Here is a 25389-nt window from a genome sequence, read left to right as displayed (position 1 = left end):
CTTCTTTCCTGGTGATGCAAGCTCGTGCTCCCATCAACTTGCTTGATATATTTGCGTGCTCGTGTTTGATTTGTGAAATGAATGTTTTTGCGCTTTGACATAAGGGATCGTGATATGCCCAGAAATCTCGACATGACCGCGCTGCGCTCCTTCGTGACCGTGGCCGATGCCGGCGGGGTGACGCGCGCGGCGAGCCTTCTCCATCTCACCCAATCGGCGGTTTCGATGCAGCTCAAACGGCTGGAGGAATCGCTCGAGCTGCAATTGCTGGACCGTTCCGCGCGGCGCATCGCGCTGACAGCGGCGGGCGAACAACTCCTCGGCTACGGCAAGCGGATGCTGGCGCTCAACGACGAGGTCTGGGCGCGGCTGACGCATCAGGAATTCGAGGGCGAGGTGCTGTTGGGCGTGCCCGACGACATCGTCTATCCCTACATTCCCAAGGTACTGAAGCGGTTCAATGCGGAATATCCGCGGGTGCGGGTGAACCTCATCTCCTCCTACACGAGGCGGCTGAAGGATCTGCACGCGCGCGGGGAATGCGACGTGATCCTGGCGACCGAGGCGGGCTGCGACAATGGTGGCGAGACGCTGGACACCCGTCCGCTTCTGTGGATGGGCGCGCCGGGTGGATCGGCCTGGAAATCGCGGCCGCTGCGGCTGGCATTCGAGCATGGCTGCATCTTCCGGCAGCGCACGCAGGAGGCGCTGGACGCCGCGGGCATCCCGTGGGAGATGGCGGTGGAATCGGACCGCTCCCGGTCGGTGGAGGCCAGCGTGACTGCCGATCTGGCCGTGCATGCCGGCGTAGCGGGCACTACGCCGCCCTATATCGAGGAAGTCGATCACGGCGGCGCGCTGCCCGATCTGGGGCACACCTGCATCAATCTCTACGGTGCGGGCAGTCCGGGCAGCGGCGTCGGCGCGGAACTGGCGGCGATGGTCCGCCAGGCCTATTGCTGCGGCTGAGCCGGGTCGCCGGCGGGCCGGGCTGTCTCGGGCCGGGTGACGTTCTGCGGCGGGATGTGGACGAGCCGTGCGATGCGGCGCGCGTCCATCCCCATCAGCCGGTAGAGTCCCGCGCCCACCAGCCCCGCATCGCGTTCGGCGCGAAATTCCAGCACATGCAGCGCGCCTTGCGGCAGTACCGTCTCTAGCCGCTTGTAGAACCCCTGCCAGTAATAGGGGATGGCGTGCCGCGCCGCGAAATCCCGCACGTCGAGCCAGGGAGCATCGGGCCGGTGGCGGTTGCGGTAGCGCTGGACAGAGGTCAGCCAGTCATGGATCGGCCGGCGGTAAAGCGCGACCTGCACCTCTGCGCCCTCCGTCTGCAACCCCTCCAGCATGGCGGGCAGGGTGAGATGGGCGAAGGGGTAAAGCCCCATGATCCCGGCGCGACTGGGCATCGGGCCCAGCAGATCCTCATGGCTGATCAGCGTGGCGCGCGCATAACGGCCGCGCACGCCCAGTACCGCCGCGGCCTCCGTCAGTTCCGCGTGTGCGGCGCGGGCCGCGTCCTCGGACCGCAATTTCATGGTGATACGTCGCAGCGCCTGCAATTCCGCGGCCTCGCGCGCGATAACCTCGCAGCTCAGCGGCAGTCTGGGCAGGTTGAACTCCGCCATGCGCTGGATGAAGGTGCTGGCCGTCTTGTGCGGTCCCAGATGAAGCACGATGCGCCGGCCCCGTTTCGGGCCCGTGGCGCGCTGGCAGGCGCGGCGCAGGCCGGGTGGCAGGACAGGGTGCATCGCACGCGTCGTCACGCGCCGGTCCGCACCACGACCTTGCCGGTGCTCTTGCGGCTGCGCAGAAGCTCCATCGCCTCCGCCGCCTGCTCCAGCGGCAGGACATGGCTGACATGCGGTTTGAGCCGGCCTTCGGCGTACCAGGCGAAGAGCGTGGCCAGGCTCTCGCGCAGCACGTCAGGCCGGAAGCCCATGTAGCCACCCCAGTAGAACCCGATCACGGTGATGTTCTTGACCAGCAGGATATTGGCGGGGATTTGCGGCACCTCGCCGCTGGCGAAGCCCAGCGGGATCACGCGGGCCTCCGGCCGGCAGGCGCGCAGGGCGGCCCTGAACTGATCGCCGCCCACCGGGTCGTAGACGACATCGGCCCCGCCGAGCGCCTTCACCGCCTCGCGGATATCGGCGCTGTCGCTGTCGATCAGGTGATCGGCGCCGGCGGACTCGGCGGCCTTGAGCTTTTCCGCCCCGCGCGCCACGGCGATCACCCGCGCGCCCATCAGTTTGCCAAGTTCCACCGCGGTCAGCCCGACGCCGCCCGCCGCGCCCAGAACCAGAAGCGTCTCGCCGGGTTGCAGATGTGCGCGGTGGGCCAGTGCGACATGCGAGGTGCCATAGGCCACCTGAAAGGCCGCGGCGTCGGTCAGGCTCATCGCGTCGGGAACAGGCACGCAGCGGTCGGCGGGAAAACATCCCGACTCGGCCAGCCCGCCATGCCCGGCGAAGACCGCGACGCGGGTGCCCGGTGCGGGCTCCGACACCCCCGGTCCCAGCGCGTCCACGGTGCCGGCCACCTCCATACCCGGCACGAATGGCAGGGCAGGCTTTTCCTGATACTTACCCTCCACCATCAGGAGATCGGCGAAGTTGAGCCCGCAGGCCCCGATCTTCAGCTGCAACTCGCCCGGCCCCGGTGTGGGATCGGGGCACTCGGCGAGGACAGGGGGCTGGTCGAGGCTGCGGACGAGAATCGCTCTCATGGGAACTCCGGATTTTCCTTCGCTGCGGAGCCTATCCGCCCCTCCCGCCGGAGCCAAGTGTGACCGCTGCGTGTCCCGGTTCCGGGGGCGCGTCGCAAAAAGGCGAATCTCCAACATGCTATTTGCAAAATGCAATGCAAAATGCGAAACACGCTTTGATTGATCGGGGTGGGGGCCGCATTACCTTAACCGAGATCGGAAAAGTCTCTATCTTTTGCGGAAAACTGGAGTCTATCTTTCTGAATTCCTCGGATTGGCCGGGTGCCGCCCGGTCGCCGCAAATTCTAACACGACAAAGTCATTTTGGCAGAATCTGAACGATCTGAGCATCTGGAAATCGTCTTGGGTGCGTACAAGTGAAGGAGACCAGTAGATGAAACATCCCGTGGACGTTCACGTGGGCAAGCGCGTCCGGCATCGCCGCTGGATGGTGGGCATGACCCAACAGCAACTCGCGGAAAAGGTCGGGATCAAGTTCCAGCAGATCCAGAAATACGAGACCGGCATGAACCGGGTCAGCGCGTCCCGGCTCTGGGACATCGCGCAGACGCTGGGCGTTCCGGTCAGCTTTTTCTTCGAGGGTCTGTCGATCGGGGCGGGGGACATGGGCAGCGACGAGGTGGAAAGCCTGCCGGGCGATCTGCTGGCGGACAAGGAAGCGCTGGAACTCGTGCGCTCCTATTATGCCATCCCTGAAAACCAGCGTCGGCGCCTCTTCGACCTTGCGCGCGTGCTGAGCGACGTGGGCTAGTCGCGTACGACGCGCCAAGCCAGGTTGACCGCGGGGCCGGGGTGTGAAAACTCCGGCCCCATGGCATTTCAGGGTGGAGCGCGGGCGACATGACAGGCAAGGACACCGCCGATCTGGCCGCTTTGTGGGATGTCGCCGAACTCCTGGCCGATGCCGCGCGCGACGCGACGCTACCGCATTTCCGCAGCGCCGGGCTTGCGGCCGACAACAAGGATCCGGCCGGGTTCGATCCCGTGACCGAAGCCGACCGCGCGGCGGAGGCGCGGATGCGCGCCCTGCTGGCCGAACACCGGCCGGACGATGCCATCCTGGGCGAGGAGATGGGCGAGACGCCGGGGCGGAGCGGGCTGACCTGGGTGCTGGATCCCATCGACGGCACCCGCGCCTTCATGAGCGGTGCGCCCACCTGGGGCGTGCTGATCGCGCTTTCCGATGCCGGCGGGCCAGTGCTCGGTATCATCGACCAGCCCTATATCGGCGAGCGCTTCTTGGGCGGACCGGATCGGGCGGAAATGCGGGGTCCGCGGGGCGACCGGCGGCTGGCCACGCGCGGAACCCGGCGGCTGGAGGACGCGACGATCTTCACCACCTATCCGGATTTGGGCAGCCCGGCTGAGACCGCGTCCTTCAACGCGCTGGCGGCGCGCACCCGGCTGACCCGCTACGGCATCGACTGCTACGCCTATGCGATGCTTGCGCTGGGCCAGATCGATCTGGTGGTGGAGGCCGAGTTGAAACCCTATGACATCCAGGCCCCTATGGCCGTGGTGCAGGCCGCCGGCGGGGTCGTCACCGGTTGGGATGGCGGGCCGGCGCATCGCGGTGGCCGCGTGCTGGCCGCCGCAAATCCGGAGATCCATGCCCGCGCGCTGGAGATACTGCATAACACCTAGTGTTTGCCACCTGACAAAAGGTTCCCAGTCTGCCTCTGGTGCGCCCTCGGTCACTCGGACGAAGGTCCGAGGGGCAACTATGCGGACAAAGCGCACGCTCTGGTCTTCCGCCCCTTCGGGACGTTACAACCAGTTGTAGCGACGCGCGTCCCGAGACTTGAGCGCCGCTATCATACTTGCACCTTCCTTTGTCGGCAACGCGTCGAGGATTGATCGAAGTTCCCCATCGACGGAGGCCCGAGACGCGCCGCGAGCTTCCGCTTTCTCATACCAATCGGCGCCTGAGGCATAGTCTCCCATTTCCAAACAGACCGCACCAAGCAGTGTGCAGGGTCGAAAGTCCTCCGGTGTCAGGGAGTGAGCCTCGATACCGGATTGCATTGCATCATCGTGACGCTGCACGTCTCTGAACGCACCACCTCGCGTTGTAAGTACGGCCGAACGCTGATTTCCTTCTGTGACTTGACGGAGCGCTTGCTCGACTACGATGAGCCCGTCTTCGGCGCGCCCGGCCTTCCGCCAGTGAGCGCACGCATTGACCGCCTGCCACACATCGCCGGTCCGATGCCAGGCTTGGGTGAGCTCTCTTGCACAGTTTCCATGGTGGGCCTTGCGCAGTTCGACGGTCCAGTAGTCCGAACCATGTTCACCTAACCAAAGAAGATCATCTTTATCGATGGGGGCCCCATCCGCGACCGATCGGAGAATTCGCATGACCCGTCGATAGTGGCTCTGCTCGATATAACCTTGGCCGAACTGCTCGCGAAAGCGGCGCTTCTCGAGCTGCTTCTCTCGCTTCGCGAAGAGAGCTTTGTTCTTTCGCTCGGTTGCCTCTGTTTTGTGGCGCGCCTCTTCAGCTTCCCTTTGCTCGGCGGCCGCCTTGGCCCGGAGGCGCGCCTCCCGCTCCGTCTGTGCATTCTCGCGAAACGAATTTCCATCCAGGCTGCCAAGTGCAAGCTGGAGCAGTGCATGGTAGCCTCTCTCTTGCAGAAACGCGCGCTGGATGTCGGTCAGGGGGCGGTGAGCGTCAACCTTCTGGAGCACGGCGTGAAGTCGGCTCGCGGGTATGATCGCTCCGGGCACGTCATCAAGGAAATACGCGGAGGCAAGGTCAGCAGCAGAGGAGGTCAAGGCACTCTTTCTCAAGTAAACGTTGTTGGAGTACTGTGCCAAAACTTGCACTGTTAGGAAACCGATCTGATGCCAATCCGAGCCGGCTGACACGTCCGCTTCGGGCTCCTAGCCGTCATCTGACCGTTTTGCTCAAGGATGCTGGACCAATGCCCGATACCCTGCTTCCATCGGGTATCTTATGTCAGGTGGCGAACACTAGCGGTGGCCCTTGAAGAACTCTGCCATCGTGTCGAAGCAGAGACCGCGGATTGCGGGTGTCTCCATCATGATTTCGTGCTGGCCACCCTCGAGGACTTCCATCCGTGCATTGGGCCAGCTCCGGGCGATTTCCTCCACTGCGGCGCGATCGACGATGCGTTCTTCCGAGCCGACCATCACGAGGATCGGCAAGTCGGGTTGCGGCAGGCTGGTAACCGCAACCTTCTCGCGCAGGGCCTCCGAGAGCCAGTGCAGGCTCGGCCCGCCGATGGCCAGTTCCGGGTGCTCGGCCATCTGGCGCGACATGTAATCCCACATGTCCCGGTCGGTGGTCAGGGTGTTGTCCTCGAAGGGTGCGGTAAAGACGTAGTTCTGCCCTTCGGTGCCCGGCGCATAAAGATGCCCGAATCCCAGCGGGCGGCTGACCCGGCTCAGCGCGCGGGCGACCGGGCGCAGCGGGGCGGCCATCGCGATCTTCCACATCGGCCCGGTGAAGGCGGCGGCGCGCACCGGCATTCCCTCGTGCAGCGCGCGCAGCCCGATGCAGCCGCCCATGGAATGGCCCACAAGGTACCAGGGCTGCGGCATCTCCTGCGCGTCCAGAAGTTCCAGAAAAACCGCCACGTCCCGCTGATAGTCGGCGAAATCCTCCACATGCCCCGCGCCTGCATCGGCCAGCAGGCGGTCGGCCAGCCCCTGGCCGCGCCAGTCGACCGCGGCGCAGTCGAAGCCGCGTGCGCGCAGGTCACCCGCCGCGCGGCCGTATTTCTCGATGAATTCGGTGCGCCCCGGAAAGATAATGATCGTGCCGTTCGGCGCCTCCCGCGCCGAATCGCGCCAGATGGCGGCGCGTAGGCGCACGCCGTCATCCGCGGTCAGCCACCAGGCGGTGCCGCCTTCAGGCGCGTCGGCGACGTCCTCGAAAAGCGGCGCGGGCTCCATTCAGCTCAGGGCCGAGCCGAGTTTCATCGCGGTGCCCATGTCGCCATCGACGCTGAGCTTGCCGGACATGAAGGCAGTGGTTGGGTTCAGGTCGCCCGAAAGCATGGCCTGGAACGTGTCGGCGTCGGCCTTGAGCGTGCAATCGGCGGGTTCGTCGCCCGCGCGCACCCCCGCGCCGTCGACCATGACGGAGCCTTCGCCTTCGATCTCGAATTTCACGCTCCCGTCGAAGCCGTCGCCGATCTTGTCTTTCAGCGCGGCCACGGCACCGTCAATCACATCGCTCATTTGGGTCTCCCGGTAAAAAATGAATGTCCGCGGCTCGCAATTTCCGCCGCGGAGGTTACACTTTCCGTTATGGAGCGTTTGAGAGCACTTTCCAATCTTATCGTGGCGGCAGGTCTGGTTTTCCTGACCGTTCTGGCGGTGCCCGCCGCCGCGCAGCAGGACGAGACGCTGAACGAGCTCTTCGCGGAACTCGGGCAGCCCGACGCGCAGGACTGGCAGATCATCGAGCAGGAGATCATGTCGAGCTGGTCGAAATCGGGCTCCGCGGCAATGGATCTTCTGCTGGAACGCGGTATCGAGGCCATGAAGGCCGGCGAGATGGAGGCCGCGGTGGAGCATCTGAGCGCGCTGACCGATCACGCGCCGGACTTCGCCGAGGGCTGGAACGCGCGCGCCACCGCGTTCTTCCACATGGAGGAGTTCGGCGCGTCGATTTCCGATATCCGCCATGTCCTGGCGCTCAACCCCCGGCATTTCGGTGCGCTCTCCGGGCTCGGTATGATCCTTGAGGCGCTTGGCGAGGACGCGGCGGCGCTGGCCGCCTATCGCGCGGCATTGGCTGTACATCCGCACCGGCCCGGCATAATCGAGGCGGAGGAACGGCTGGCGCGCAAGGTGACCGGCCGGGAACTCTGATCGCCGGGCAGAACACGGGCAGCTTCCATGGCTATGAACGACAGCGCGATCAAGGCGGTGCTGGGGCCGACCAATACCGGCAAGACGCATTACGCCATCGAGCGGATGCTGGCCTATCCGACCGGCGTGATCGGCCTGCCGCTCCGGCTTCTGGCGCGCGAGGTCTATGATCGGATCGTAGCACTGCGCGGCCCGTCCGTCGTGGCGCTGGTAACCGGGGAGGAGCGGATCGTCCCGGACCGGACGAAATACTGGGTCTGCACCGTCGAGGCGATGCCGACGGGCATTGGTGCGGATTTCCTGGCGGTGGACGAGATCCAGCTCTGCGCCGATCCCGAGCGCGGCCATGTCTTCACCGACCGGCTGCTGCATGCGCGCGGGCTGCGCGAGACGATCTTCCTGGGCTCCGACACGATGCGCCCGGCCATCGCCGCACTGGTGCCGCAGGTGGAGTTCCTTCGCCGCGAGCGGTTCTCGACGCTGACCTATACCGGGCCGAAGAAGATCAGCCGGATGAAGCCGCGCTCCGCCATCGTCGGCTTCTCGGTGGAAAACGTCTATGCCATCGCCGAGTTGCTGCGCCGTCAGAAGGGTGGCGCGGCCGTGGTGATGGGCGCGCTCTCGCCCCGAACCCGCAATGCGCAAGTCGCGCTCTACCAGAACGGCGATGTGGACTATCTGGTGGCGACCGACGCCATCGGCATGGGGCTCAACCTCGATATCGACCATGTGGCCTTCTCGGGGCTGGAGAAGTTCGACGGCCGACGGATGCGTCACCTTGCGCCCAACGAACTGGCGCAGATCGCCGGGCGGGCGGGGCGCTACATGGCGCCGGGAAGCTTCGGCGTGACCGGCGAGGCGCCGCAGCTGTCCCCCGAGACTGTGGAGGCGATCGAGAATCACAGCTTCACGCCGCTGCACCGGCTTCAGTGGCGCAACCGGAAACTCGATTTCGGCAGCCCCGCGCGGCTCATCGCCTCGCTGGAGGTAGCAAGCGGTGATCCGCGGCTGATGCGCACCCGCGAGGCCGACGACCTGGCCGCGCTCAAGACGCTTGCGTCCCTGCCGGAGGTTCTGGACCGCATGGACGGGCCGCGCGACGTTCGGCTTTTGTGGGACATCTGCCAGGTGCCCGACTTTCGCAACATTACCTCGGGGGAACATGCCGCGCTCCTGACGCGGCTCTATGCCTTCCTTCAGGGCGGCGGTACCGTCCCCGACGACTGGATGGCCGGGCAGATCCGCCGCATCGACCGGACCGAGGGCGATATCGACACATTGTCAAAACGGCTGGCATATATCCGCACATGGACCTTCGTGGCGCAGCGCAAAGGTTGGGTCGCGGACGAAAATCATTGGCGCGGCGAGACCCGCGCGGTAGAAGACCGTCTGTCGGATGCGCTCCATGCCCGTCTGACGCAGAGATTTGTTGACCGGCGCACCAGCGTGCTGATGCGCCGGTTGAAGCAGAAGGAGAGCCTTGTGGCAGAGGTGAACGACAAGGGCGAGGTCACGGTCGAGGGTCAGTATATCGGCCGGCTGGAGGGATTCCGGTTCCGCCAGGACAGCACCGCCAGCGCCGATGAGGCCAAGACGCTGCGCGCCGCGGCGATCCAGGGTCTGCAGCCGCAGTTCCACCTGCGCGCGGACCGCTTCTACAACGCCCCCGATACCGAGTTCGACTTCACCGAGCAGGGCGGGCTGATGTGGGGCGAGAACGCGGTGGGCAAGCTGGTGCCGGGCGCCGACGCGCTCTCGCCGCAGGTGCAGCCCTTCGTGGACGAGGAAGCCGGCCCCGACGTGGCCGAGAAGGTGCGCCGCCGGCTCCAGCATTTCATTGACCGGCGCATCGCCACGCTCTTCGAGCCGCTGCTGGCGCTCAAGCGCGACGAGGAGATGACCGGGATGGCCCGCGGTGTCGCCTTCCGCCTGGTGGAAGCGATGGGCGTGATCCCGCGCGAGGAGATCGCGCAGGACGTCAAGGCGCTGGAGCAGGACATGCGGGGCATGCTGCGCAAGCACGGGGTGCGCTTCGGCCAGTACACGATCTTCATGCCGCTCCTGCTCAAGCCCGCGCCGACGCGGCTGCGGCTGGTGCTCTGGTCGCTGGTGAAGGGGCTGGGCGAATTTCCCTCGGCGCCGCCGCCGGGGCTGGTGACGATCCCCGCCGTGGTCGATGCCGATCCGGGCTATTACCCGATGTCGGGCTACCGGCTGTCGGGGGCGCGGGCGATCCGCATCGACATGCTGGAACGTCTGGCCGATATGCTGCGTAGTCAGGACAACCGGGGCGGGTTTGAGGCCGCCGCCGACATGCTGTCGATCACTGGCATGACGCTGGAGCAATTCGCCGACCTGTTGCAGGGCCTGGGCTACAAGGCCGAGCGCGGCGAGCGGCCCAAGGCGCGGCCGGTCGCGGCCGCGACGCCGGAGGCCGAGGCAAGTCCGGATACGCCCGAGGCCGGCGCCGATGCCCCCGAGGGCAACGGCGCGTCCGAGCCCGAGGCGACGCCCGACGCGCCGGCGGAATCCGCGGCCGGGGCAGATCCCGCGCCCACCCCCGCGACCGAGGCGCCCGAGCCCGAGGCCGGGACGCCGGCGGAGGCGCAAGCCGAAGGCGGCGCCACCCCCGAACCCGAGACCGAGGTCTTCTATACCTTCACATGGGCGCCCAAGCGGCGGCCGGGCGGTCCGCGTGCGGCGCGTCAGGGCGGCAAGCCGCGCGGCAAACCCAAGGCCAAGACGCAGGGCGGGGCCAGGGAACGCGATCCGCAGGACCGTGGCGGCAAGTCCTTCTCGGCCCGCCCACCGCGCAAGGAAAAGCCCATAGACCCGGACAATCCCTTCGCCGCGGCGCTGATGGGGCTGAAGGACAAGACCTGACGTTTTGGGACCGGCGCGCGAGACCCTGCGGATCGACAAATGGCTTTGGCAGGCCCGGTTCTTCAAGACCCGCAGCCTGGCCGCACGGGTGGTGAGCGCCGGCAAGCTGCGCGTGAACGGCACCCGCGTGACCAAGCCCTCCGCCACGGTGGGGCCGGGCGACACGCTGACCTTTCCGCAGGCCCGCCGCATCCGCGTGGTGCGCGTCCTGGCGCTGGGCGAGCGGCGCGGACCGGCGCCTGAGGCGCAGGCGCTCTATGACGATCTGACGCCGCCGGAGGAGAGCGTTCCAGGCGCGCCGCGTCCTGAAGGAAAGGGGCGTCCCACCAAGAAGGAGCGGCGCAAGTTTGATCCTTTTCGCCGCTCCCCGCTTGATTGATCCTGCCCGCCGGAATAGGTAGCTCACATCCGATGAACACAGCCACGAAGATCGCCCGCCAATGACCTATATCGTCAACGACAACTGCATTGCCTGCAAATACACCGACTGTGTCGAGGTCTGCCCGGTGGATTGTTTTTACGAGGGCGAGAACATGCTGGTGATCCATCCCGACGAATGCATCGACTGCGGCGTTTGCGAGCCGGAATGCCCCGCCGACGCGATCCGCCCGGACACCGAGCCGGACATGGAAAAATGGGTCGAGTTCAATCGCAAGTATTCCGAGATGTGGCCGGTGATCATCACCAAGAAGGACCCCCTTCCCGACGCCGAGGAACGCGACGGCGAGACCGGAAAGCTGGAGAAGTATTTTTCCGAAGCTCCGGGCGAGGGCGGCTGAGCGCAAAACGGCCGATGATTCGCCGCAGCACGCCGATCTGCCTGCTGCGCAACCCGTGATTAGGCCGTTAAGCGGCTGATAACGTTTTGTTTACGGCCAATGCGGCGCCGCGGCACTGGAAAATGCCGGGTTTTTCTGTTATATTCCTGTCGCAATGTGGGGAAACCTGAACCGAACGCGCGAACGCGACGTGCGGCGGTGAATTTTTGAAAGACGGAGGAGGTTCCGGTCCGCGGGTGCGGTCTAGGGCACTTCGTCTCTTACTGCCTGCGGGCCTGATCGGGAACAGTTGTACATGAGCAAGACCAAGAAGAACTCGGAATTCCGTCCCAACGATTATGTTGTGTACCCCGCGCATGGCGTGGGCCAGATCCTGTCGATTGAGGAGCAGGAGATCGCTGGCATCACGATGGAACTCTTCGTGATCTCGTTCGAGAAGGACAAGATGACGTTGCGCGTGCCCACCAACCGTGCCTCGGAGATCGGCATGCGCACGCTGTCGAGCCCGGACATTGTCACCAAGGCGCTCGACACGCTCAAAGGGCGTGCGCGGGTCAAGCGCGCGATGTGGTCGCGCCGCGCCCAGGAATATGAGCAGAAGATCAATTCCGGCGACCTGATCTCGATCGCCGAGGTCGTGCGCGACCTGCACCGCACCGACGAGCAGCGCGAGCAGTCCTATTCCGAGCGCCAGCTCTACGAGGCCGCGCTGGAGCGGCTGACCCGCGAGGTTGCGGCAGTCAGCGGGATCGACGAGGATAAGGCGCAGCAGCGCGTGGACGACGTGCTGATCAGCCGCGCCGCCTGACACACGGGCTTTCTCCCGGTATCGCAATGCCAAGGCCGCAGCCCCGCTGCGGCCTTTTTCGCGGCCTCCGGACGGTCAGTCCGCCCGACCGACCGGCGTGTCGGGCACCGGGTAATCCGCCGCCTCGTCGCGGATCTCGTCGTCCTCGGCCTTTTCAGGGTTGTTGAATTTCGAGACCAGTTCGGTTTCCAGTTCCCGGTCCAGTTCGCGCGCGCGTTCGATGTAGGCCTCGTTTTCCGTCACCGGAATGCCGGGCTTCCAGAGTTTCGCGAGCTCCTGGAGCACATAGCGGTCGGCCCGGTAGAAGGCTCGCACGCGCTGATGCGCCTCCGGTTCCAGGACGCCCAAATGCTGGAGCACGTAGCGCCCGGCGCGCAGGCTGCTGTCGAAGGTCTCGCGCACGATTTCGTCGGCGCCAGCGCGATAGAGCGCATAGACCTGCACCCGGTCGCGGGCGCGCGCCACGATATGTAGGTCGGGCCGGACCCGGCGGGCGTGTTGCACCAGTTTCAGCGCCGCCTCGTGATCGTCGAGCGCCACGACCAGCACATCGGCGCTGGCCAGGCCCGCAGCTTCCAGCAGCTTGGGCCGCGTCGGGTCGCCGAAAAATCCCTTGAAGCCGAAGCGCCGCATCAGTTCGACCGTTCGGATATCGTTGTCGAGCACCGTGGTCTTGTAACCGCTGGCGCCGACGACCCGGTTGACCACCTGCCCGAAACGTCCGATCCCGGCGATGATCACCTGGCCGTGCTCGTCGATCTCGTCGGCCTCGCGGCGCTGCTTCTCGTCCTTGAAATAGACCTTGATCCGGTCATAGGCGATGAAGAGCAGCGGTGTGAGCAGCATCGAGAGCGCGACGACCAGGAGCAGCGTCTGCGACAGTTCGACCGGCAGCACGAAGGTCTGGGTCATGAAGCTGATGAGCACGAAGCCGAATTCCCCGGCCTGCGCAAGGCTCAGCGTGAAAAGCCACTTGTCGCGCGCCTTCAGCCTGAAGAGCCAGGCCAGCACGAAGAGCACGCCCCCCTTGATCGCCATGACCGCCAGCGTCAGGCCGAGGATGGTGGTGAAATCGCCGAAGAGAACATTGAAATCTATCCCGGCGCCCACGGAAATGAAGAACAGCCCCAGCAGCAGGCCCTTGAAGGGATCGATATCGGCCTCCAGCTCGTGCCGGAATTCCGAATTGGCCAGCACCACGCCGGCCAGGAAGGTGCCGAGCGCGGGCGACAGGCCCACCAGCGTCATCAGGAAGGCGATTCCCACGACGATGAGCAGCGCAACCGCGGTGAAAAGCTCGCGCAGGCGCGCGGCGGCGACGAAATGGAAAATCGGCCGCGACAGGTAGTGACCGCCCAGGATCACCGCCGCGATGGCGCCGATGGTGACCAGCGTGACGCCCCAGCCCGGCAGCCCCTCGACCAGCGACAGCGCCTCGGCCCCTTGGCCGCCCGCGCCATGACCCTGCTCTGCGGCGGTGACGTGGCGGCCCAGTGCGGCCAGTTCGCTCATCGCCAGCAGCGGGGCCAGCGCCAGCATCGGGATCACTGCGATGTCTTGGGTCAGCAGTACCGAGAAGCTGGAGCGCCCGCCATTGGTGTGCATCAGTCCCTTTTCGGACAGCGTCTGAAGCACGATCGCGGTGGAGGAGAGGGCGAAGATCATGCCCACGGCGACCGATACGCTGACCGGCAGTCCCAGATACCAGGCGCCGCCTGCAATCAGCCCCATGCTGAGCAGGATTTGAAGCCCACCCAGCCCTATGAGCTTGTTGCGCATGTTCCAAAGGCTGCGTGGGTCAAGCTCCAGTCCGACGAGAAAGAGCATCAGCACCACGCCGAACTCCGCGAAATGGCGGATGTCGGTCATTTCGGCCCCGACCAGGCCCACGACCGGACCGATGACGACTCCCGCGATCAGGTAGCCCAGCACCGAGCCCATACCCAGCCGCATCGCCAGCGGCACCGCGATCACGGCGGCGGCCAGGAAAATCGTGGACTGGTGCAGGAAGGATTCCATGAAATGCCTTCGACCTTTGCGCGGGATCCGGGTGATTGGCCTGTCCTGAAAGCATGCGGCAGGGCCGATGCGTCATTCAAGCGGTAATCGGCTTGGCGTCGCAAAGCCCCGCGTCGCGGCGGGCGCCCTTCCGCTGCCCACATCGACGGCACGATGGCGCGGATCCGGGCAGACCGAGGTCCAGCATCCCGGCCCGTGCAACGCGGGCATGCGCCCAAACCACTGGTACGAACCGCCCGATCGGGCCATCTTGAGGCGCAAGGGAGGAAACCACACTGCGAAGCAAATGAGGTTTCCAAATGGCAGCAATCACCACGAATTCCGGCCGCAACAGCGATCTGCGCCAGCGCATCGACATGTTCTTTGCGCGGATGGGGCAGGGGGTGAACGCCTATCTCGAGCGGCGCTCGCGCCGGGACCGGATCGAGGAACTCGAGGCGATGTCCGATGCCGAACTGGCGCGCATTGGGCTTACGCGCGAGCGCATCCTGCATTACGTCTTCCGCGATATCTACTATCTCTGAGGCGCCTGGCGGCGGGCGGCGCCATGCCGTCCGCCGCCGCTGAAACTAGAGCGCCGCGGCCTGCCACGGCCGCGCATCAGTTTCCTCGCTGTGCAACTTTCGCAGCGCCGCGTCGTGAAACTTGCGGATGAACCGGTCGTCGTGTCGCGCCAGAATCGCGGCTGTGCAGCGCGCAAGAAGGTCCGGCCGCTCATTGCGCCCGACGCGCCGGGTGAACTGGCGCAGATAGGGCCGGTGGTCGTGGCGGGTCCGCATCAGTGCGGCGAATCCGGCCCGCGAGGTGCGGCCCCCGCGCAGCGCGTCCAGCATCCGGCCCAACAGGTCCGTTCCCGCGAACATCCCTGGCAGCGTACCGGCCATGTGACGGCAGCGCAGCTTCGTGACGTGCTCGCCGGTGAACTGCGCGGCATGCATGGCGTCCTCGGCCACGGTCGGATCGTAGAGAAGCAGCATCGCGTCGGCCGCCTCGATCATCTCGGGTGCATATCCGTAGCGGTCGGTGAAGTTCATGCGGCGCGCTTCGGGAAAGCGGTTGTCCCATTCCGTGGTGTTCCGGGCCAGCGTGGCCTGGGGGCCGACGGCCAGCACCCGCGCGCCCGGCGCGACCACCGAATAGGCGCAGGCGGCATAGCCGCAGGAGCCGATGCCCAGGAAGAGCACGCTGTCGAACTCGTCGAAGAAGTCGTCATCGGTCATGTGATCGAAGAAGGCGTGCAGGGCGCCGTCGCGAAACCAGTCGTGCCGGTCCGACACAAGGCCGAGATAGGACCAGCCCCGTTCGAGCGCCGCCGGCAGGCCCAGAGGCAGGCGTGACGGGGCGCGTGCGAGCGCGGCTTCGCGCCAGTCGAAGGCGACCAGGAGCGTCCTGCCCTGCCGCAGATGCATCGCCGTGTGCAGATCGCCCACCGGCTGGAAAAAGCCCTTGCCGATCAGTGCCGACCGCATGGCGTCCTGCCAGGCTTCCGGGGTCTGAACCGCCGCAAGTGTCGAGAACGCTTCCATGATTCTGTCTCCGAAACCTGTACGAACTATGGGCCGCGCGACGTCGGCGCCGGGTGTCGCCGCTGCTTGCAGTGCTTGTGGCATGGGGGTGGGTCCGGGATCGGGCCGCATCAAGAAATCAATGTGACTTTTTGGTTACCGAAACATTAGCGGTCTTGCGATTCCGCATGCGCCTTCCGCGCCCAAGCCATCAGGCGGGCGGCTTCCGTTCGGGTGATCGCGCGGGTCGGCGGGCAGATCCGGATATGCCCGTAAAGCGCGCGCAGATCCTCGTCGCGCATCAGCGCCTCGAAACGCTGCCCCCGCCAGGCGCAGGCCGCGTCGTGGAGGCGGGCCAACTCCGGGTCGGATTTCAGGCGCTGCAACGCTTCCTCCACGCGGGGCCAATGCGCGAGGACCGAGCGGTCTTCCACATGGCAGAGATTGCGCTCCACCCAGTAGGACATTCCAGTGGCGCTGCCGCTGCGGTTGGGCCGGCCGCGGTCGCATTTCAGGATGTAGCTCTGCATCGCGCCGAGCGGGTAGTGGTTGAGCTGGACCAGCCCGAAACAGTCCTGCCGGAAATCGGTGAAGAGCCGCGAACTTCGGTAGATCGCGGGCAGGGCGCGGCCGGATCCGTCCACCCATTGTGCCTCGTCCAGCCGGTCCCTGTCGGGGTTCCTGGGGCGATGGACGCCCAGCTTGCGGTAGATACCGTCATTGCGAAAGAGCGTCTTGAACATCCCCAAACGCCAGGGCCAGAGCGGCGGGTTCTGCCCCGCGCGGGTGAATTGCCCCGTGACCGACGCATCCTCGAATGCATCGACGCCGTCATTGCCGAAAATCCGCCAGGTCAGGGCGATGGCGCTGGCTTCCGGCACCGCTTCCAGCAGATCGCCGATGCGCCCCGCACCCGCGTGGATGTTCACGAACTCGTCCACGTCGAGCACCGCGATCCAGTCCGCCGCCTGCGTCAGCGGGTGCTTGTCGGCGCGTTTCAACGCGCTCCACTGCACACCGCTGTCGTCGATTTCGGTATTTCGGACATGGGTGATCCGCCCCATCGCGTCGAGCCGGTCGAGCATCGCGTCGGTGCCGTCGTCGCAATCATTTGAGAAGACCAGAAAATCGGTGAACCCCGTAGCGCTGTGATGAGCCAGCCATTCCAGCAGGAAGGCGCCCTCGTTGCGCACCGTCAGGATGGCCAGCACGCGCAGGGCGGGGTCTTCGGGCGCGCCGGTCATATCCAGTCCAGATTGACCTTGCGCGGCGGGTATGCCGCGGTGATGCGCTGGCGCAGCGCCTTGAAGCGGGGGCGCAGATCCTTGAACTTGCGCTCATGCGTCTCGGCCACAAGGCAGCGGATCGGGCCGAAAAGCTCTGCCGCCTCCATCGCTTCGAGGATGTCCAGTTCAGCGCCCTCGATATCCATCTTGACGAAAGCGATCTCGCCGCGCTCGGCGATCTTCTCGCGCAGGAAATCAGGGAATGCGATCACCGGCACCTCCACCGCGTTTTCCGCGCTGATCGAGCGCCCGCCGGCCATGATCGTGCTCTTGACCGAGGCGCCGGAAGGGTTGGTGTCGAAATTCTCCGCCCGCATCAGTTCGACCTGGCCGGCCTCCACCCCGACGGCGGCATTGATGCGGGTGACGTTGGGCATCTCGGCCGTGGCCTCTTCTAGCCGTCCGAAGGCATAGGGGTCGGGCTCGAATGCGATCACGTCGGCGCCGGTGGCGGCCAGCAGCGTCGTCACCGCGCCCACATTCGCCCCGCAATCGAGCACCAGATCGCCCGGTTTCAAGAGCGCGGTCACACCCAGCATGAACCCCTCCGCGCGGGCCTTGCGCTGGTTGCGCTCCATCCGGCGGATCATCTTTTCCGCCTTGGTCTCGGGCGTCTTTGCGGGCTCAGACATGGGTCACGTCATGTCCCTGTACGAAGCCGCGGCATGTACGGCGTTGAGAGGGAAAAAGGACGCCGGAAAGTAGCTGATGCCCATGCGTTCTCCTAACCCGCCGCGCCGGTCAGGGACGTTTCCGCGTCCGGTGCGAGCCGGCGCACGTATTTCTCGCCGGTCAGGTCGTGCAGATAGCCGCGCGCGGTCTTGTGGTGGCCGACATCGCGCAGATGCTTCTGGCTGCGATAATGGATCGTGTAGATCTCGCGGTTCTCGGGCAGCGGCTTGCCCTTGAGCTTGCCGCCCAGGATGAAGTGCTGCTCTTCGGGCAGGATGTTCCATTTCAGCCCGGCGCGCTGGATCGCCGCGGGCAGCGCCATCTGGTCCAGATAGGGGCGGCGGCGGTCGAGGCTGTCCACCTTGTCGATGATCTGCGCGGTCTCGTACCAGACATCGGGAAAGCGGCGCCGCGTCCTGGTGGCCTTTTCGGGGAAGGCGACCAGGCCGGAGCTGAAATAGGGCACGACCTTCCGGGCCTTGCGCCGCATCATGTAATAGCGTTCCTCCGGCACCGGCATGTCCAGCGCGCCATAGATCGTGTCCCAGATCGTCTGTTCCGCCCAGACCATCGAGGCCGCCATCGAGCACGAGACATGGCCCGCCTTGACGATATTGCGCGCATCGTTGGGGCGCAGGAAGAGCACGTCGGAATCGACGAACATCGAATAGGTCGTGTCGCGCGGCTCCAACGCCGCCAGCATCTTGTTGCCATGCGGGTAGGGCGGGTCGAAGCGGCCCTCGCTGCGGAAGGTCCGGATTTCGCCGCCTAGCTTCTCATGCGCGGCATGGATGGCCGGGTGCAATTCGTCCAGCCGGTGTTCCGGGCAGTAACCGACGCATTTGACCTTGGCGGGGAAATGCATGCGGATCGAGGCCAGCAGGTAGCAGGCCATCGCCTCGTATTCCGGCGGCTCGACGATGTAGAAAATCGTCAGGCTGGGGCTTCTTGTGCCGGCCATGTCTGCCTCCCGGCCCTATTTCAGCGCCTTTTTCGGGTCGATGCCGATCTTCTCGCACATCCGCCAGGCATAGGAACCTTCGAGCGGCGGGTTCTTGCGCCACCAGGGCTTGGTTCCGTTGGTGTAGAGATGCACCGAAAGGGTGTTGTCGGTGAAATGCCCCTCCACCCGGCCATAGGGGTCATAGAAGATATCGTTGAGTTGGAACGGCACCGGATAGAGGTAGTCGTGGCTCAGCGCCTTGTCGTAATCGCCGGTCTGCTGGGCGAAATAGGTGAAGGCCTGCGGCCCGAAGGCGGTGCGTTCGGCCTTGTAGATGCGCACCGGCAGCGGGTCGCGCGCGTTGCGCTCCAGCTTCTTGCGCTGGTTCTTGTTGAACCAGGGCGGAGCGTCGGGCAGGTTCTCGTAATAGTCCATCAGCATGTCGATCAGCGCGCCGTCCGGCGGGATGTAGACCACGCCGCAATTGAGCGCGCCGCGAAATCCGTGCCCGGCATAAATATGGTCCATGTCGTCGGGAAAGGGCTTGTGGCAGAAGGCGTCGCAGTCGATCCAGATCGCGCCGGTCATCTTGATCATCTTGTAGCGGAACACGTTGGACAGGAAGGAGGCGCTGGTCTGCTCCACCACGTCCATGTCGATATCCATGATCTCGGCAGCGGGCCGCACCTCGACGCCTTCAGGTGCGTTGGTGACGTTGTCGGTGCAGTAGAGCGTGGTAGGGTGCCCGGCCAGGATATGCGACTTCAGGCAGAGCTGGTTGAGGTAATGCAGTTCCTTACCGATCCAGAGGGAGGCCACCGGCCTCCGGTTCAACTCGACCATTCCTGTCTCCGCTCTTGCCCCGGACCGCGCCTTGGGACGCGCGGAACATTGTGATTGTTGTTGCGCGGAGGATGCGGATTTCGCCGCGGGCTGTCCAGTTCCTTTTGCCCCGCGGGCGGACCGGCGGTGCGATTGGGGGCGGTCTGTGACGTGTCCGACTCACCGCGGGCCGCCCCCCTTGCTTTTCGGCCCCGGCCCGATATGCAATGGCCCCGCGCAGGCAAGCAGGCACAAGGCGGATGCGATGATTTCCAGGAATGTCAGCCCGCATGGGCGAGTCACCGCCGTCTCGATGATGAAGGACGAGGGGCCCTATGTGCTGGAATGGGTGGCGCATCACCTGGCGCTGGGCTTCACCGATCTGGTCGTCTACACCAACGACTGCACCGACGGCACCGACGAGATGCTGATGCGGCTGGAGGAGTTGGGCCTCGCCCATCACCGGGTCAACGCGATCCCGGAGGGGATACGCCCGCAACCCTCGGCGCTGAAATACGCGCAAGTGGAGCCTGTGGTTTGCAACAGCGACTGGCTGATCGTTTTCGATGCCGATGAGTTCCTGTGCATCAAGCGTGGCGAGGGTACGATCGACGGGCTGATCTCGGCGGTCGAGGCGGAGGGCGCGAACGGCATCGTCGTGACCTGGCGCATCTTCGGCTCCGGCGGGGTGCAGGACTGGTCCCGCGCGCCGGTGACCGAGCAGTATCTCCATGCCGCGCCGCCGATGTGGAACAAGGGTTGGGGGGTCAAGACACTCTTCCGGTTCGATCCCGACTACTGGAAGCTGGGCATCCACCGCCCGAAGATGAAGAACAAGCATCTGAAGACGGAATTTCCCGACCGCGTGAAATGGCTCAACGGGTCGGGCCGCCCGATGGAGGAGTATTTCAAGTTCCGTGGCTGGCGGTCGATCACCCGCACGGTGGGCTATGACTGGGTGCAGATGAACCATTACGCCGTGAAGTCGATGGACAGCTACGCGATCCGCAAGTTCCGCGGCAACGTTAATTTCAAGAAGGACAAGTACAACGCCGATTACTGGGCACTGCAGGACCGCAACGAGGTTTATGACGACGCGATTCTGCGCCACGCGCCGCGCCGGGCGGAGATTTTCGAGGCGCTTCTGGAAGACCCGGTGTTGAACCGGCTGCATTTCGCGGCAGTCGAGCGCGCCGAGGCGCGGCTCGCCGAATTCAAGCGGACCCCGGACTATGACGAACTGATCGCCGGGCTCAAGGCGGCCGCGAAAGTGCCGATCACGCAGGTGGAGGCGAAACCGCCCAAGCCGCGCGATCCCGAAAAGATCGCCGCGCTGATGTCGGAGGTGGAGAAGAAACGCGTCGGGCAGGCGAAGGCGGCGCGGCAGGCCGCGGCGCAGGAAGCGGCCGGCGTGCTCGCCGAGGCGCTTTATGTCTCGGGCGAGATCGACCTGTCCGGCGACCCGCCGCTCGAATGGTTTACGAACCACGAATTGAAGCTGCCCGCCGATGCCCGCGTCTTCACCCCCGCGGGGCTACAAGCGATCGCCGAGGGCAAGTTCGAACGCAATCATGCGCGCCGCCTCCCCGGCCTGCTGCCCGAAGACGGGCGTTATCTGGAGGTGGGCGCCGCGGTGGGCTTTTTGGCCGGCCACCTGGCCCGCACGCGCCCGGATGTCACCGTCACCGCGCAGGAGGAACGCCCGGCACTAGCCTGCACCGCGGCGCGGGTCTGGGCGGAGAACGGGCTTTGCATGACGGCCCGCCACCACTTGGCGGCAGTGCCGCTCTTTCATGCCGAGGACGGCCAGCACGATGCGCGCGGGCTGGCGGAATTGCTGCGCAATACCCGGCCGGACCTGCTCTATCTGGGCGACCCGCGCCTGACGCCGGGCATGGTCGCAGGCGCGCTGGACGCAACTGGTGCGGCGCCACTGCGCATCGTGATCGCGGGCCGGCTGATGCTGGAGCAGGCGGACGAGGCCGCCGCCTTCGCCGACGCGCTCGCCACTTGGGGATACGCCGCGCCGGAGGAGGAGCCGCTCACCGACGCGCGCCTGCTGGAGCGTCAGGCCGGGGCCTAGAAGAACGCCTGAAGACCGGTCTGCGCGCGCCCCAGGATCAGCGCATGCACGTCATGCGCCCCCTCATAGGTGTTGACGGTCTCCAGGTTGCACATATGGCGCATGACCTGGAATTCCTCGGAAATGCCGTTGCCGCCATGCATGTCGCGGGCCATCCGCGCCACATCGAGCGCCTTGCCGCAATTGTTGCGCTTCATCAGGCTGATCATCTCCGGTGCGGCGCGCCCCTCGTCGAGCAGCCGCCCGACACGCAATGAGCCTTGGAGCCCCAGTGTGATCTCGGTCTGCATGTCGGCCAGCTTCTTCTGGTAGAGCTGCGTCTGCGCCAGCGGGCGGCCGAACTGCTTGCGGTCGAGCCCGTATTGCCGCGCCGCGTGCCAGCAGAACTCGGCCGCGCCCATGACGCCCCAGGAGATGCCGTAGCGCGCGCGGTTGAGGCAGCCGAACGGCCCCTTCAGACCCTCCACGCCTGGCAGCAGGGCGTCCTCGCCCACCTCCACGCCGTCCATCACGATCTCGCCCGTGATCGAGGCGCGCAGGCTCAGCTTGCCGCCGATCTTCGGCGCCGAGAGCCCTTTCATGCCCTTCTCCAGCACGAAGCCGCAGATCTTGCCGCCATGCGCCTCGGACTTCGCCCAGACCACGAAGACGTCGGCGATCGGCGCGTTGGAAATCCACGTCTTTGAGCCGGAGAGCACATAGCCGCCATCGGTCTTGCGGGCGGTGGTCTTCATGCCGGCGGGGTCGGAGCCCGCATCGGGTTCGGTCAGGCCGAAACAGCCGATCAACTCGCCCTTCGCCAGTCCCGGCAGGTATTTGAGGCGCTGCGCCTCGGAGCCGTAGGCGTGGATGGGATACATCACCAGGCTCGATTGCACCGACATCATAGAGCGGTAGCCCGAATCGACCCGCTCCACCTCGCGCGCGATCAGCCCGTAGGTGACATAGCCCGCGCCGATGCCGCCGTATTCCTCCGGCACGGTGACGCCCAGGAGCCCCATCTCGCCCATTTCGGCGAAGATGCCGGGATCGGTCTCGGCCTCGCGATAGGCCGCGATCACGCGGGGTTGCAGCTTTTCCTGCGCATAGGCGCGTGCGGCGTCGCGCATCATGCGCTCGTCCTCGGAAAGCTGGTCCTCCAGCCGGAACGGATCATCCCAGTCGAAGCGTCCCAGGTCGGGGCTGTGCTTGGCGGTGAGCGGGGCTTCCACGTTCATGTCGGTCTCCGGCAGGCTGTGTCAGGGGTTGGGCGGGACCGTATCATTTGCAATGACCCGGAGCAATGGCGCGGGCGACCGCGTCGCGCGCGGTCCCGCCGTCGCCCGCCGCCGCGGCGGTCAGCGCGGCAAAAAGTGCACGTTGCCGGCGGGCGTAAATCAGGTGCTCGGGATGCCATTGCACCCCCAGCGCAAAGACCGCACCTGCGCATTCCACTGCCTGGATCATGCCGCCGCTGTCGCGCGCGGCCACGCGCAGCCCGTCGCCCAGCCGGTCCACCGCCTGGCTGTGGAGCGCGTTGACCCGCATCTCCTGCGGCCCTGCAAGGATTTCCAGAAGCGTCCCGCGTTCCACCCGCACGGTCTTGCGCGGCAGGATGGTGCGGAAACGGCGGCTTTCGCGGTGCACCTCGTAAGCGTCCTGATGCAGTGTGCCGCCGCGCGCCACGTTGAGCATCTGCGCGCCGCGGCAGATGCCCAGCACTGGCTTGGATTGGGCGTCCGCCGCATGCACGAGGTCACGCTCGTAGTGGTCGCGGTCGGGGTCGAGCCGTGCCGTGGCGACCAGCGCGCCGCCATATATGTCCGGCGAGATATCGTCGCCCCCGCCGATCACGATTCCGTCCACCCGCGCGACGTCCGACGCCCGCCCGACGCCCCAGCGCACGGCCCGCCCGCCGGCCAGCCGGATATTGAGCGCGATGAGCGGGAAGATGCGCCAGCCCGACCGCGACGAGGTGGTGACGCCGATCAGCGGGCGGCTCATGGATCCTGCGCTCCGGCATGGCCGTGGGCGCGCAGGATCTCGCCGCTCTGCCGCGCCCAGTCCGGGCGCAGGCTCAGGAACGCATTGCGATGCGCGTCCCAGCCCACGGTCAGATCGGCCATCGCTTCCGCGTCGGCGGCGACGCGTTCCACCAGCACCCACTGGTTCCATTCGGCGGCCAGGCTGTAGCCGGGCTCGTCGATGCGGCAATCGGGCAGTCGGTAATGGAAGGTGGGCCGCGCGCGCAGCTTGCCCTGATCGCCGAAGAGCCGGTCGAAGCGCGCGCGGTCCAGATGCGCCAGCAGCGGCAGCATGTCGAGCCCGCGGTTGCGCGACGGCCGGTGGGCGGCATAGACATCGAAAAGCCCGTCGAGATCCAGGTCCGGCCAGCCATCGGCCAGCGCGTCGATCAGGCTGCGCGGATAGGGGTCGGTGAACGGCAGCAGACGGCGGCTGATGTCGATCGGGTTGCGCTTGCGCAGCCAGTCCTCGATCAGCGCGAAGGCGGTCAGGATATGCACCGGCGCCGTGCCCTCCAGCGCCGGCACCTCGGGGTTGAAATGCAATCCGAAGCCCAGGAGCAGCCCGTCGCGGCTCCCCAGCGCACCCGCCGCGCGCAGGTCGGCGCGAAGCCGCTCCAGGTCCGGCAGCGCCGCGACCGGCAGGGGCGGCGTCACGATCTCCACCGGGATGACCGCGCGTCCCAGCTCGAGCCCTGCCTTCTTGAGCGGCGTGTCCGCGGCATCGCGCCAGCGCGCGTCCAGGTAAATCTCGAAATCGCCATGCTTCGTGCCGCGCACCCTGACGTCCTGTGGCCCGCTCACCTCCAGCCGGCCGCCGAAACGCGCCTGCACCAATTCGCCCGCGCGCCGCGTATCGAGCCCGCCGAACTCGATCTCCACGCCCACGCGCCGCGGTGCGCCGCCGAGGCCCAGGGGATCGGGCAATGCCGCGAAATCCGGCGCCTGCTCTACATGAACTGCCATCGCGGCCTCCTTGCCGGGCTGTCCCCCGATTACATAGCAGCGCACCCGCGCAGACAAGACCGCAGCCTGTGGACCATGCCGGGCGCCGCCGCTAAGCTCCCGCGAGACATCCCAGGGGGCGGAGGCGCGCATGACAACCGGTATCCAGTCCATCGAGGACGTGCAGAAGCTCCTGGCCGGGCAGGATTACGTCTGCGGCCGGGCGCTGGCCACGGTGGTCTTCCTTGCACTTCGGCTCGGCCGTCCGCTCTTTCTGGAAGGCGAGGCCGGCACCGGCAAGACCGAGATCGCCAAGGCGCTCGCAACCGGGCTGGACCGCCGACTGATCCGCCTGCAATGCTACGAGGGGCTCGATGCCGCAAGCGCGGTCTATGAATGGAACTTCCCCGCCCAGATGGTCGCGATCCGCACCGCCGAGGCGGTGGAGGGAACCGATCGCGAGGCGCTCACCGACGAACTCTTCTCCGAGCGTTTCCTGGTCCGCCGCCCGCTGCTGGAGGCGATGAGCCCGCAGCCCGGCGGCCCGCCGGTGCTGCTGATCGACGAGCTGGACCGTACCGACGAACCTTTCGAGGCCTTCCTGATGGAGGCGCTCAGCGATTTCCAGGTCACGATCCCGGAGATGGGCACGATCCGCGCGCCCGCGCCCCCGATCGTCATCCTGACCTCCAACCGCACGCGTGAGGTGCACGACGCGCTCAAGCGGCGCTGCCTCTATCACTGGGTGGACTACCCTGACGCGGCGCGGGAGCTGGAAATTCTTGCCGCCCGCGCGCCTGGCGCCTCCCGGCAGCTCTCGCGCGAGGTGGTGGCCTTCGTGCAGCGGCTGCGCACCGAGGATCTCTTCAAGAAGCCCGGCGTGGCCGAAACCATCGACTGGGCGAAATGCCTGCTCGCCCTAGACGTGGTCAGCCTGACGCCGGATGTGATCGCCGACACGCTGGGCGCGGTGCTGAAATACCAGGACGACATCCAGAAGATCCAGGGCTCCGAAGCCGCTCGCCTGCTTGAGGAGGCCCGCGCCGGGCTGGAGCCCGCATGAGGTTCTTCTTG

Annotated in this window: 25 protein-coding genes; 11 read left to right on the top strand and 14 right to left on the bottom strand. The window is 66.1% G+C overall.

The genetic code is table 11. The features are described 5' to 3' along the window. Positions 1-114: 114 nt before the first annotated feature. Positions 115-969, top strand: coding sequence for a LysR family transcriptional regulator (locus tag DDZ14_RS03495; RefSeq protein WP_109423552.1), 855 nt, complete (start codon positions 115-117; stop codon positions 967-969). Here DDZ14_RS03495 and DDZ14_RS03490 read toward each other — a convergent pair. Beyond that, the gene (locus DDZ14_RS03490) at positions 954-1763 is read right to left on the bottom strand and encodes a hypothetical protein (RefSeq protein ID WP_146193075.1); all 810 of its coding nucleotides are present in this window, start codon (positions 1761-1763) and stop codon (positions 954-956) included. The two genes, DDZ14_RS03495 and DDZ14_RS03490, sit on opposite strands and share 16 nt — an antisense overlap. Beyond that, on the bottom strand, positions 1760-2725 hold the full coding sequence (locus tag DDZ14_RS03485) for an NADPH:quinone oxidoreductase family protein (protein WP_109423550.1): 966 nt from the start codon (positions 2723-2725) through the stop codon (positions 1760-1762). The genes DDZ14_RS03490 and DDZ14_RS03485 overlap by 4 nt, the downstream gene beginning before the upstream one ends. Before the next feature lie 373 nt (positions 2726-3098). Here DDZ14_RS03485 and DDZ14_RS03480 point away from each other — a divergent pair, with 373 nt between their 5' ends. Together DDZ14_RS03480 and hisN are read left to right on the top strand one after the other, a co-directional pair. After that, positions 3099-3476: a helix-turn-helix domain-containing protein gene (locus DDZ14_RS03480; protein ID WP_109423549.1), complete on the top strand. Its 378-nt coding sequence runs from the start codon at positions 3099-3101 to the stop codon at positions 3474-3476. Between the two features lie 89 nt (positions 3477-3565). Beyond that, positions 3566-4369, top strand: coding sequence for a histidinol-phosphatase (hisN, locus tag DDZ14_RS03475; RefSeq protein WP_109423548.1), 804 nt, complete (start codon positions 3566-3568; stop codon positions 4367-4369). A 123-nt stretch (positions 4370-4492) separates the two neighbouring features. Here hisN and DDZ14_RS03470 read toward each other — a convergent pair whose 3' ends face one another. The 3 genes from DDZ14_RS03470 to DDZ14_RS03460 form a co-directional block, all read right to left on the bottom strand. Continuing rightward, positions 4493-5593: a hypothetical protein gene (locus DDZ14_RS03470; protein ID WP_146193074.1), complete on the bottom strand. Its 1101-nt coding sequence runs from the start codon at positions 5591-5593 to the stop codon at positions 4493-4495. Positions 5594-5698: 105 nt separating this feature from the next. Beyond that, the gene (locus DDZ14_RS03465) at positions 5699-6643 is read right to left on the bottom strand and encodes an alpha/beta fold hydrolase (protein WP_109423546.1); all 945 of its coding nucleotides are present in this window, start codon (positions 6641-6643) and stop codon (positions 5699-5701) included. Continuing rightward, positions 6644-6931: an SCP2 sterol-binding domain-containing protein gene (locus DDZ14_RS03460; RefSeq protein ID WP_109423545.1), complete on the bottom strand. Its 288-nt coding sequence runs from the start codon at positions 6929-6931 to the stop codon at positions 6644-6646. Between the two features lie 69 nt (positions 6932-7000). On the opposite strand from DDZ14_RS03460, the gene DDZ14_RS03455 reads away from it, so the two are divergent. The 5 genes from DDZ14_RS03455 to DDZ14_RS03435 all read left to right on the top strand — a co-directional run bounded on the left by DDZ14_RS03455 (position 7001) and on the right by DDZ14_RS03435 (position 12037). Beyond that, a complete protein-coding gene (locus DDZ14_RS03455) occupies positions 7001-7567 on the top strand; it encodes a tetratricopeptide repeat protein (RefSeq protein ID WP_233252462.1) in 567 nt (188 codons plus the stop codon). Positions 7568-7594: 27 nt separating this feature from the next. Next, complete coding sequence (locus tag DDZ14_RS03450; RefSeq protein ID WP_369914419.1) at positions 7595-10450, top strand: helicase-related protein; 2856 nt, start codon at positions 7595-7597, stop codon at positions 10448-10450. A 4-nt stretch (positions 10451-10454) separates the two neighbouring features. Beyond that, positions 10455-10829 (top strand): RNA-binding S4 domain-containing protein, encoded by a 375-nt coding sequence (locus DDZ14_RS03445; RefSeq protein ID WP_109423543.1) that lies wholly within the window; start codon positions 10455-10457, stop codon positions 10827-10829. A 61-nt stretch (positions 10830-10890) separates the two neighbouring features. Then, on the top strand, positions 10891-11229 hold the full coding sequence (fdxA, locus tag DDZ14_RS03440) for a ferredoxin FdxA (protein ID WP_109423542.1): 339 nt from the start codon (positions 10891-10893) through the stop codon (positions 11227-11229). A 295-nt stretch (positions 11230-11524) separates the two neighbouring features. Continuing rightward, entirely contained in the window at positions 11525-12037 is a 513-nt protein-coding gene (locus tag DDZ14_RS03435; protein ID WP_109423541.1) for a CarD family transcriptional regulator, read from the top strand. A 75-nt stretch (positions 12038-12112) separates the two neighbouring features. Here DDZ14_RS03435 and DDZ14_RS03430 read toward each other — a convergent pair whose 3' ends face one another. Further along, entirely contained in the window at positions 12113-14056 is a 1944-nt protein-coding gene (locus tag DDZ14_RS03430) for a monovalent cation:proton antiporter-2 (CPA2) family protein (RefSeq protein WP_109423540.1), read from the bottom strand. A 299-nt stretch (positions 14057-14355) separates the two neighbouring features. On the opposite strand from DDZ14_RS03430, the gene DDZ14_RS03425 reads away from it, so the two are divergent. After that, positions 14356-14580 carry a hypothetical protein gene (locus DDZ14_RS03425; protein ID WP_109423539.1) on the top strand — a complete coding sequence of 75 codons (225 nt, stop codon included), beginning with the start codon at positions 14356-14358 and terminating at the stop codon, positions 14578-14580. A gap of 45 nt (positions 14581-14625) precedes the next feature. Here the strand turns inward: DDZ14_RS03425 and DDZ14_RS03420 are convergent, their stop codons facing one another. The 5 genes from DDZ14_RS03420 to DDZ14_RS03400 all read right to left on the bottom strand — a co-directional run bounded on the left by DDZ14_RS03420 (position 14626) and on the right by DDZ14_RS03400 (position 19305). Further along, complete coding sequence (locus DDZ14_RS03420; protein WP_109423538.1) at positions 14626-15582, bottom strand: phosphoadenosine phosphosulfate reductase; 957 nt, start codon at positions 15580-15582, stop codon at positions 14626-14628. A 146-nt stretch (positions 15583-15728) separates the two neighbouring features. Continuing rightward, entirely contained in the window at positions 15729-16805 is a 1077-nt protein-coding gene (locus tag DDZ14_RS03415) for a glycosyltransferase family 2 protein (protein ID WP_233252461.1), read from the bottom strand. Next, positions 16802-17479 (bottom strand): FkbM family methyltransferase, encoded by a 678-nt coding sequence (locus DDZ14_RS03410; RefSeq protein WP_109423537.1) that lies wholly within the window; start codon positions 17477-17479, stop codon positions 16802-16804. The genes DDZ14_RS03415 and DDZ14_RS03410 overlap by 4 nt, the downstream gene beginning before the upstream one ends. A 92-nt stretch (positions 17480-17571) precedes the next feature. Then, entirely contained in the window at positions 17572-18480 is a 909-nt protein-coding gene (locus DDZ14_RS03405; RefSeq protein WP_109423536.1) for a hypothetical protein, read from the bottom strand. Between the two features lie 15 nt (positions 18481-18495). Then, positions 18496-19305, bottom strand: a complete 810-nt coding sequence (locus DDZ14_RS03400; RefSeq protein ID WP_109423535.1) for a hypothetical protein — start codon at positions 19303-19305, stop codon at positions 18496-18498. A gap of 244 nt (positions 19306-19549) precedes the next feature. Here DDZ14_RS03400 and DDZ14_RS03395 point away from each other — a divergent pair, with 244 nt between their 5' ends. After that, on the top strand, positions 19550-21367 hold the full coding sequence (locus DDZ14_RS03395) for a glycosyltransferase family 2 protein (RefSeq protein ID WP_233252460.1): 1818 nt from the start codon (positions 19550-19552) through the stop codon (positions 21365-21367). On the opposite strand, the gene DDZ14_RS03390 is transcribed toward DDZ14_RS03395, so the two are convergent. The 3 genes from DDZ14_RS03390 to DDZ14_RS03380 are packed head-to-tail and all read right to left on the bottom strand — an operon-like array spanning position 21364 to position 24336. Next, positions 21364-22584 carry an acyl-CoA dehydrogenase gene (locus DDZ14_RS03390; RefSeq protein ID WP_109423533.1) on the bottom strand — a complete coding sequence of 407 codons (1221 nt, stop codon included), beginning with the start codon at positions 22582-22584 and terminating at the stop codon, positions 21364-21366. The two genes, DDZ14_RS03395 and DDZ14_RS03390, sit on opposite strands and share 4 nt — an antisense overlap. Before the next feature lie 43 nt (positions 22585-22627). Continuing rightward, entirely contained in the window at positions 22628-23350 is a 723-nt protein-coding gene (locus tag DDZ14_RS03385; protein WP_109423532.1) for a gamma-glutamyl-gamma-aminobutyrate hydrolase family protein, read from the bottom strand. Further along, complete coding sequence (locus DDZ14_RS03380; RefSeq protein ID WP_158275455.1) at positions 23347-24336, bottom strand: amidoligase family protein; 990 nt, start codon at positions 24334-24336, stop codon at positions 23347-23349. The genes DDZ14_RS03385 and DDZ14_RS03380 overlap by 4 nt, the downstream gene beginning before the upstream one ends. 130 nt (positions 24337-24466) lie before the next feature. Here DDZ14_RS03380 and DDZ14_RS03375 point away from each other — a divergent pair, with 130 nt between their 5' ends. Next, positions 24467-25378: a MoxR family ATPase gene (locus DDZ14_RS03375; RefSeq protein ID WP_109423530.1), complete on the top strand. Its 912-nt coding sequence runs from the start codon at positions 24467-24469 to the stop codon at positions 25376-25378. The last annotated feature ends 11 nt before the right edge of the window (positions 25379-25389 follow it).

This window comes from Maritimibacter sp. 55A14 (assembly GCF_003122205.1).
In the GTDB taxonomy this organism is placed as follows: Bacteria; Pseudomonadota; Alphaproteobacteria; order Rhodobacterales; family Rhodobacteraceae; genus QEYE01.
The sequence above is the reverse complement of the archived record's forward strand: the minus strand, read 5'-3'. Positions and strand labels throughout refer to the sequence as shown.

Excerpts from the sequence above, each read along its gene's own strand:
- DDZ14_RS03415 (WP_233252461.1), bottom strand. The coding sequence starts at position 16,805 with ATGACCGGCGCGCCCGAAGACCCCGCCCTGCGCGTGCTGGCCATCCTG.
- DDZ14_RS03485 (WP_109423550.1), bottom strand. The coding sequence starts at position 2,725 with ATGAGAGCGATTCTCGTCCGCAGCCTCGACCAGCCCCCTGTCCTCGCC.
- DDZ14_RS03435 (WP_109423541.1), top strand. The coding sequence starts at position 11,525 with ATGAGCAAGACCAAGAAGAACTCGGAATTCCGTCCCAACGATTATGTT.
- DDZ14_RS03480 (WP_109423549.1), top strand. The coding sequence starts at position 3,099 with ATGAAACATCCCGTGGACGTTCACGTGGGCAAGCGCGTCCGGCATCGC.
- DDZ14_RS03460 (WP_109423545.1), bottom strand. The coding sequence starts at position 6,931 with ATGAGCGATGTGATTGACGGTGCCGTGGCCGCGCTGAAAGACAAGATC.
- DDZ14_RS03455 (WP_233252462.1), top strand. The coding sequence starts at position 7,001 with ATGGAGCGTTTGAGAGCACTTTCCAATCTTATCGTGGCGGCAGGTCTG.
- DDZ14_RS03385 (WP_109423532.1), bottom strand. The coding sequence starts at position 23,350 with ATGAGCCGCCCGCTGATCGGCGTCACCACCTCGTCGCGGTCGGGCTGG.
- DDZ14_RS03450 (WP_369914419.1), top strand. The coding sequence starts at position 7,595 with ATGGCTATGAACGACAGCGCGATCAAGGCGGTGCTGGGGCCGACCAAT.
- DDZ14_RS03420 (WP_109423538.1), bottom strand. The coding sequence starts at position 15,582 with ATGGAAGCGTTCTCGACACTTGCGGCGGTTCAGACCCCGGAAGCCTGG.
- DDZ14_RS03375 (WP_109423530.1), top strand. The coding sequence starts at position 24,467 with ATGACAACCGGTATCCAGTCCATCGAGGACGTGCAGAAGCTCCTGGCC.
- fdxA (WP_109423542.1), top strand. The coding sequence starts at position 10,891 with ATGACCTATATCGTCAACGACAACTGCATTGCCTGCAAATACACCGAC.
- hisN (WP_109423548.1), top strand. The coding sequence starts at position 3,566 with ATGACAGGCAAGGACACCGCCGATCTGGCCGCTTTGTGGGATGTCGCC.
- DDZ14_RS03390 (WP_109423533.1), bottom strand. The coding sequence starts at position 22,584 with ATGAACGTGGAAGCCCCGCTCACCGCCAAGCACAGCCCCGACCTGGGA.
- DDZ14_RS03395 (WP_233252460.1), top strand. The coding sequence starts at position 19,550 with ATGATTTCCAGGAATGTCAGCCCGCATGGGCGAGTCACCGCCGTCTCG.
- DDZ14_RS03465 (WP_109423546.1), bottom strand. The coding sequence starts at position 6,643 with ATGGAGCCCGCGCCGCTTTTCGAGGACGTCGCCGACGCGCCTGAAGGC.
- DDZ14_RS03410 (WP_109423537.1), bottom strand. The coding sequence starts at position 17,479 with ATGTCTGAGCCCGCAAAGACGCCCGAGACCAAGGCGGAAAAGATGATC.
- DDZ14_RS03425 (WP_109423539.1), top strand. The coding sequence starts at position 14,356 with ATGGCAGCAATCACCACGAATTCCGGCCGCAACAGCGATCTGCGCCAG.
- DDZ14_RS03495 (WP_109423552.1), top strand. The coding sequence starts at position 115 with ATGCCCAGAAATCTCGACATGACCGCGCTGCGCTCCTTCGTGACCGTG.
- DDZ14_RS03405 (WP_109423536.1), bottom strand. The coding sequence starts at position 18,480 with ATGGCCGGCACAAGAAGCCCCAGCCTGACGATTTTCTACATCGTCGAG.
- DDZ14_RS03430 (WP_109423540.1), bottom strand. The coding sequence starts at position 14,056 with ATGGAATCCTTCCTGCACCAGTCCACGATTTTCCTGGCCGCCGCCGTG.
- DDZ14_RS03400 (WP_109423535.1), bottom strand. The coding sequence starts at position 19,305 with ATGGTCGAGTTGAACCGGAGGCCGGTGGCCTCCCTCTGGATCGGTAAG.
- DDZ14_RS03380 (WP_158275455.1), bottom strand. The coding sequence starts at position 24,336 with ATGGCAGTTCATGTAGAGCAGGCGCCGGATTTCGCGGCATTGCCCGAT.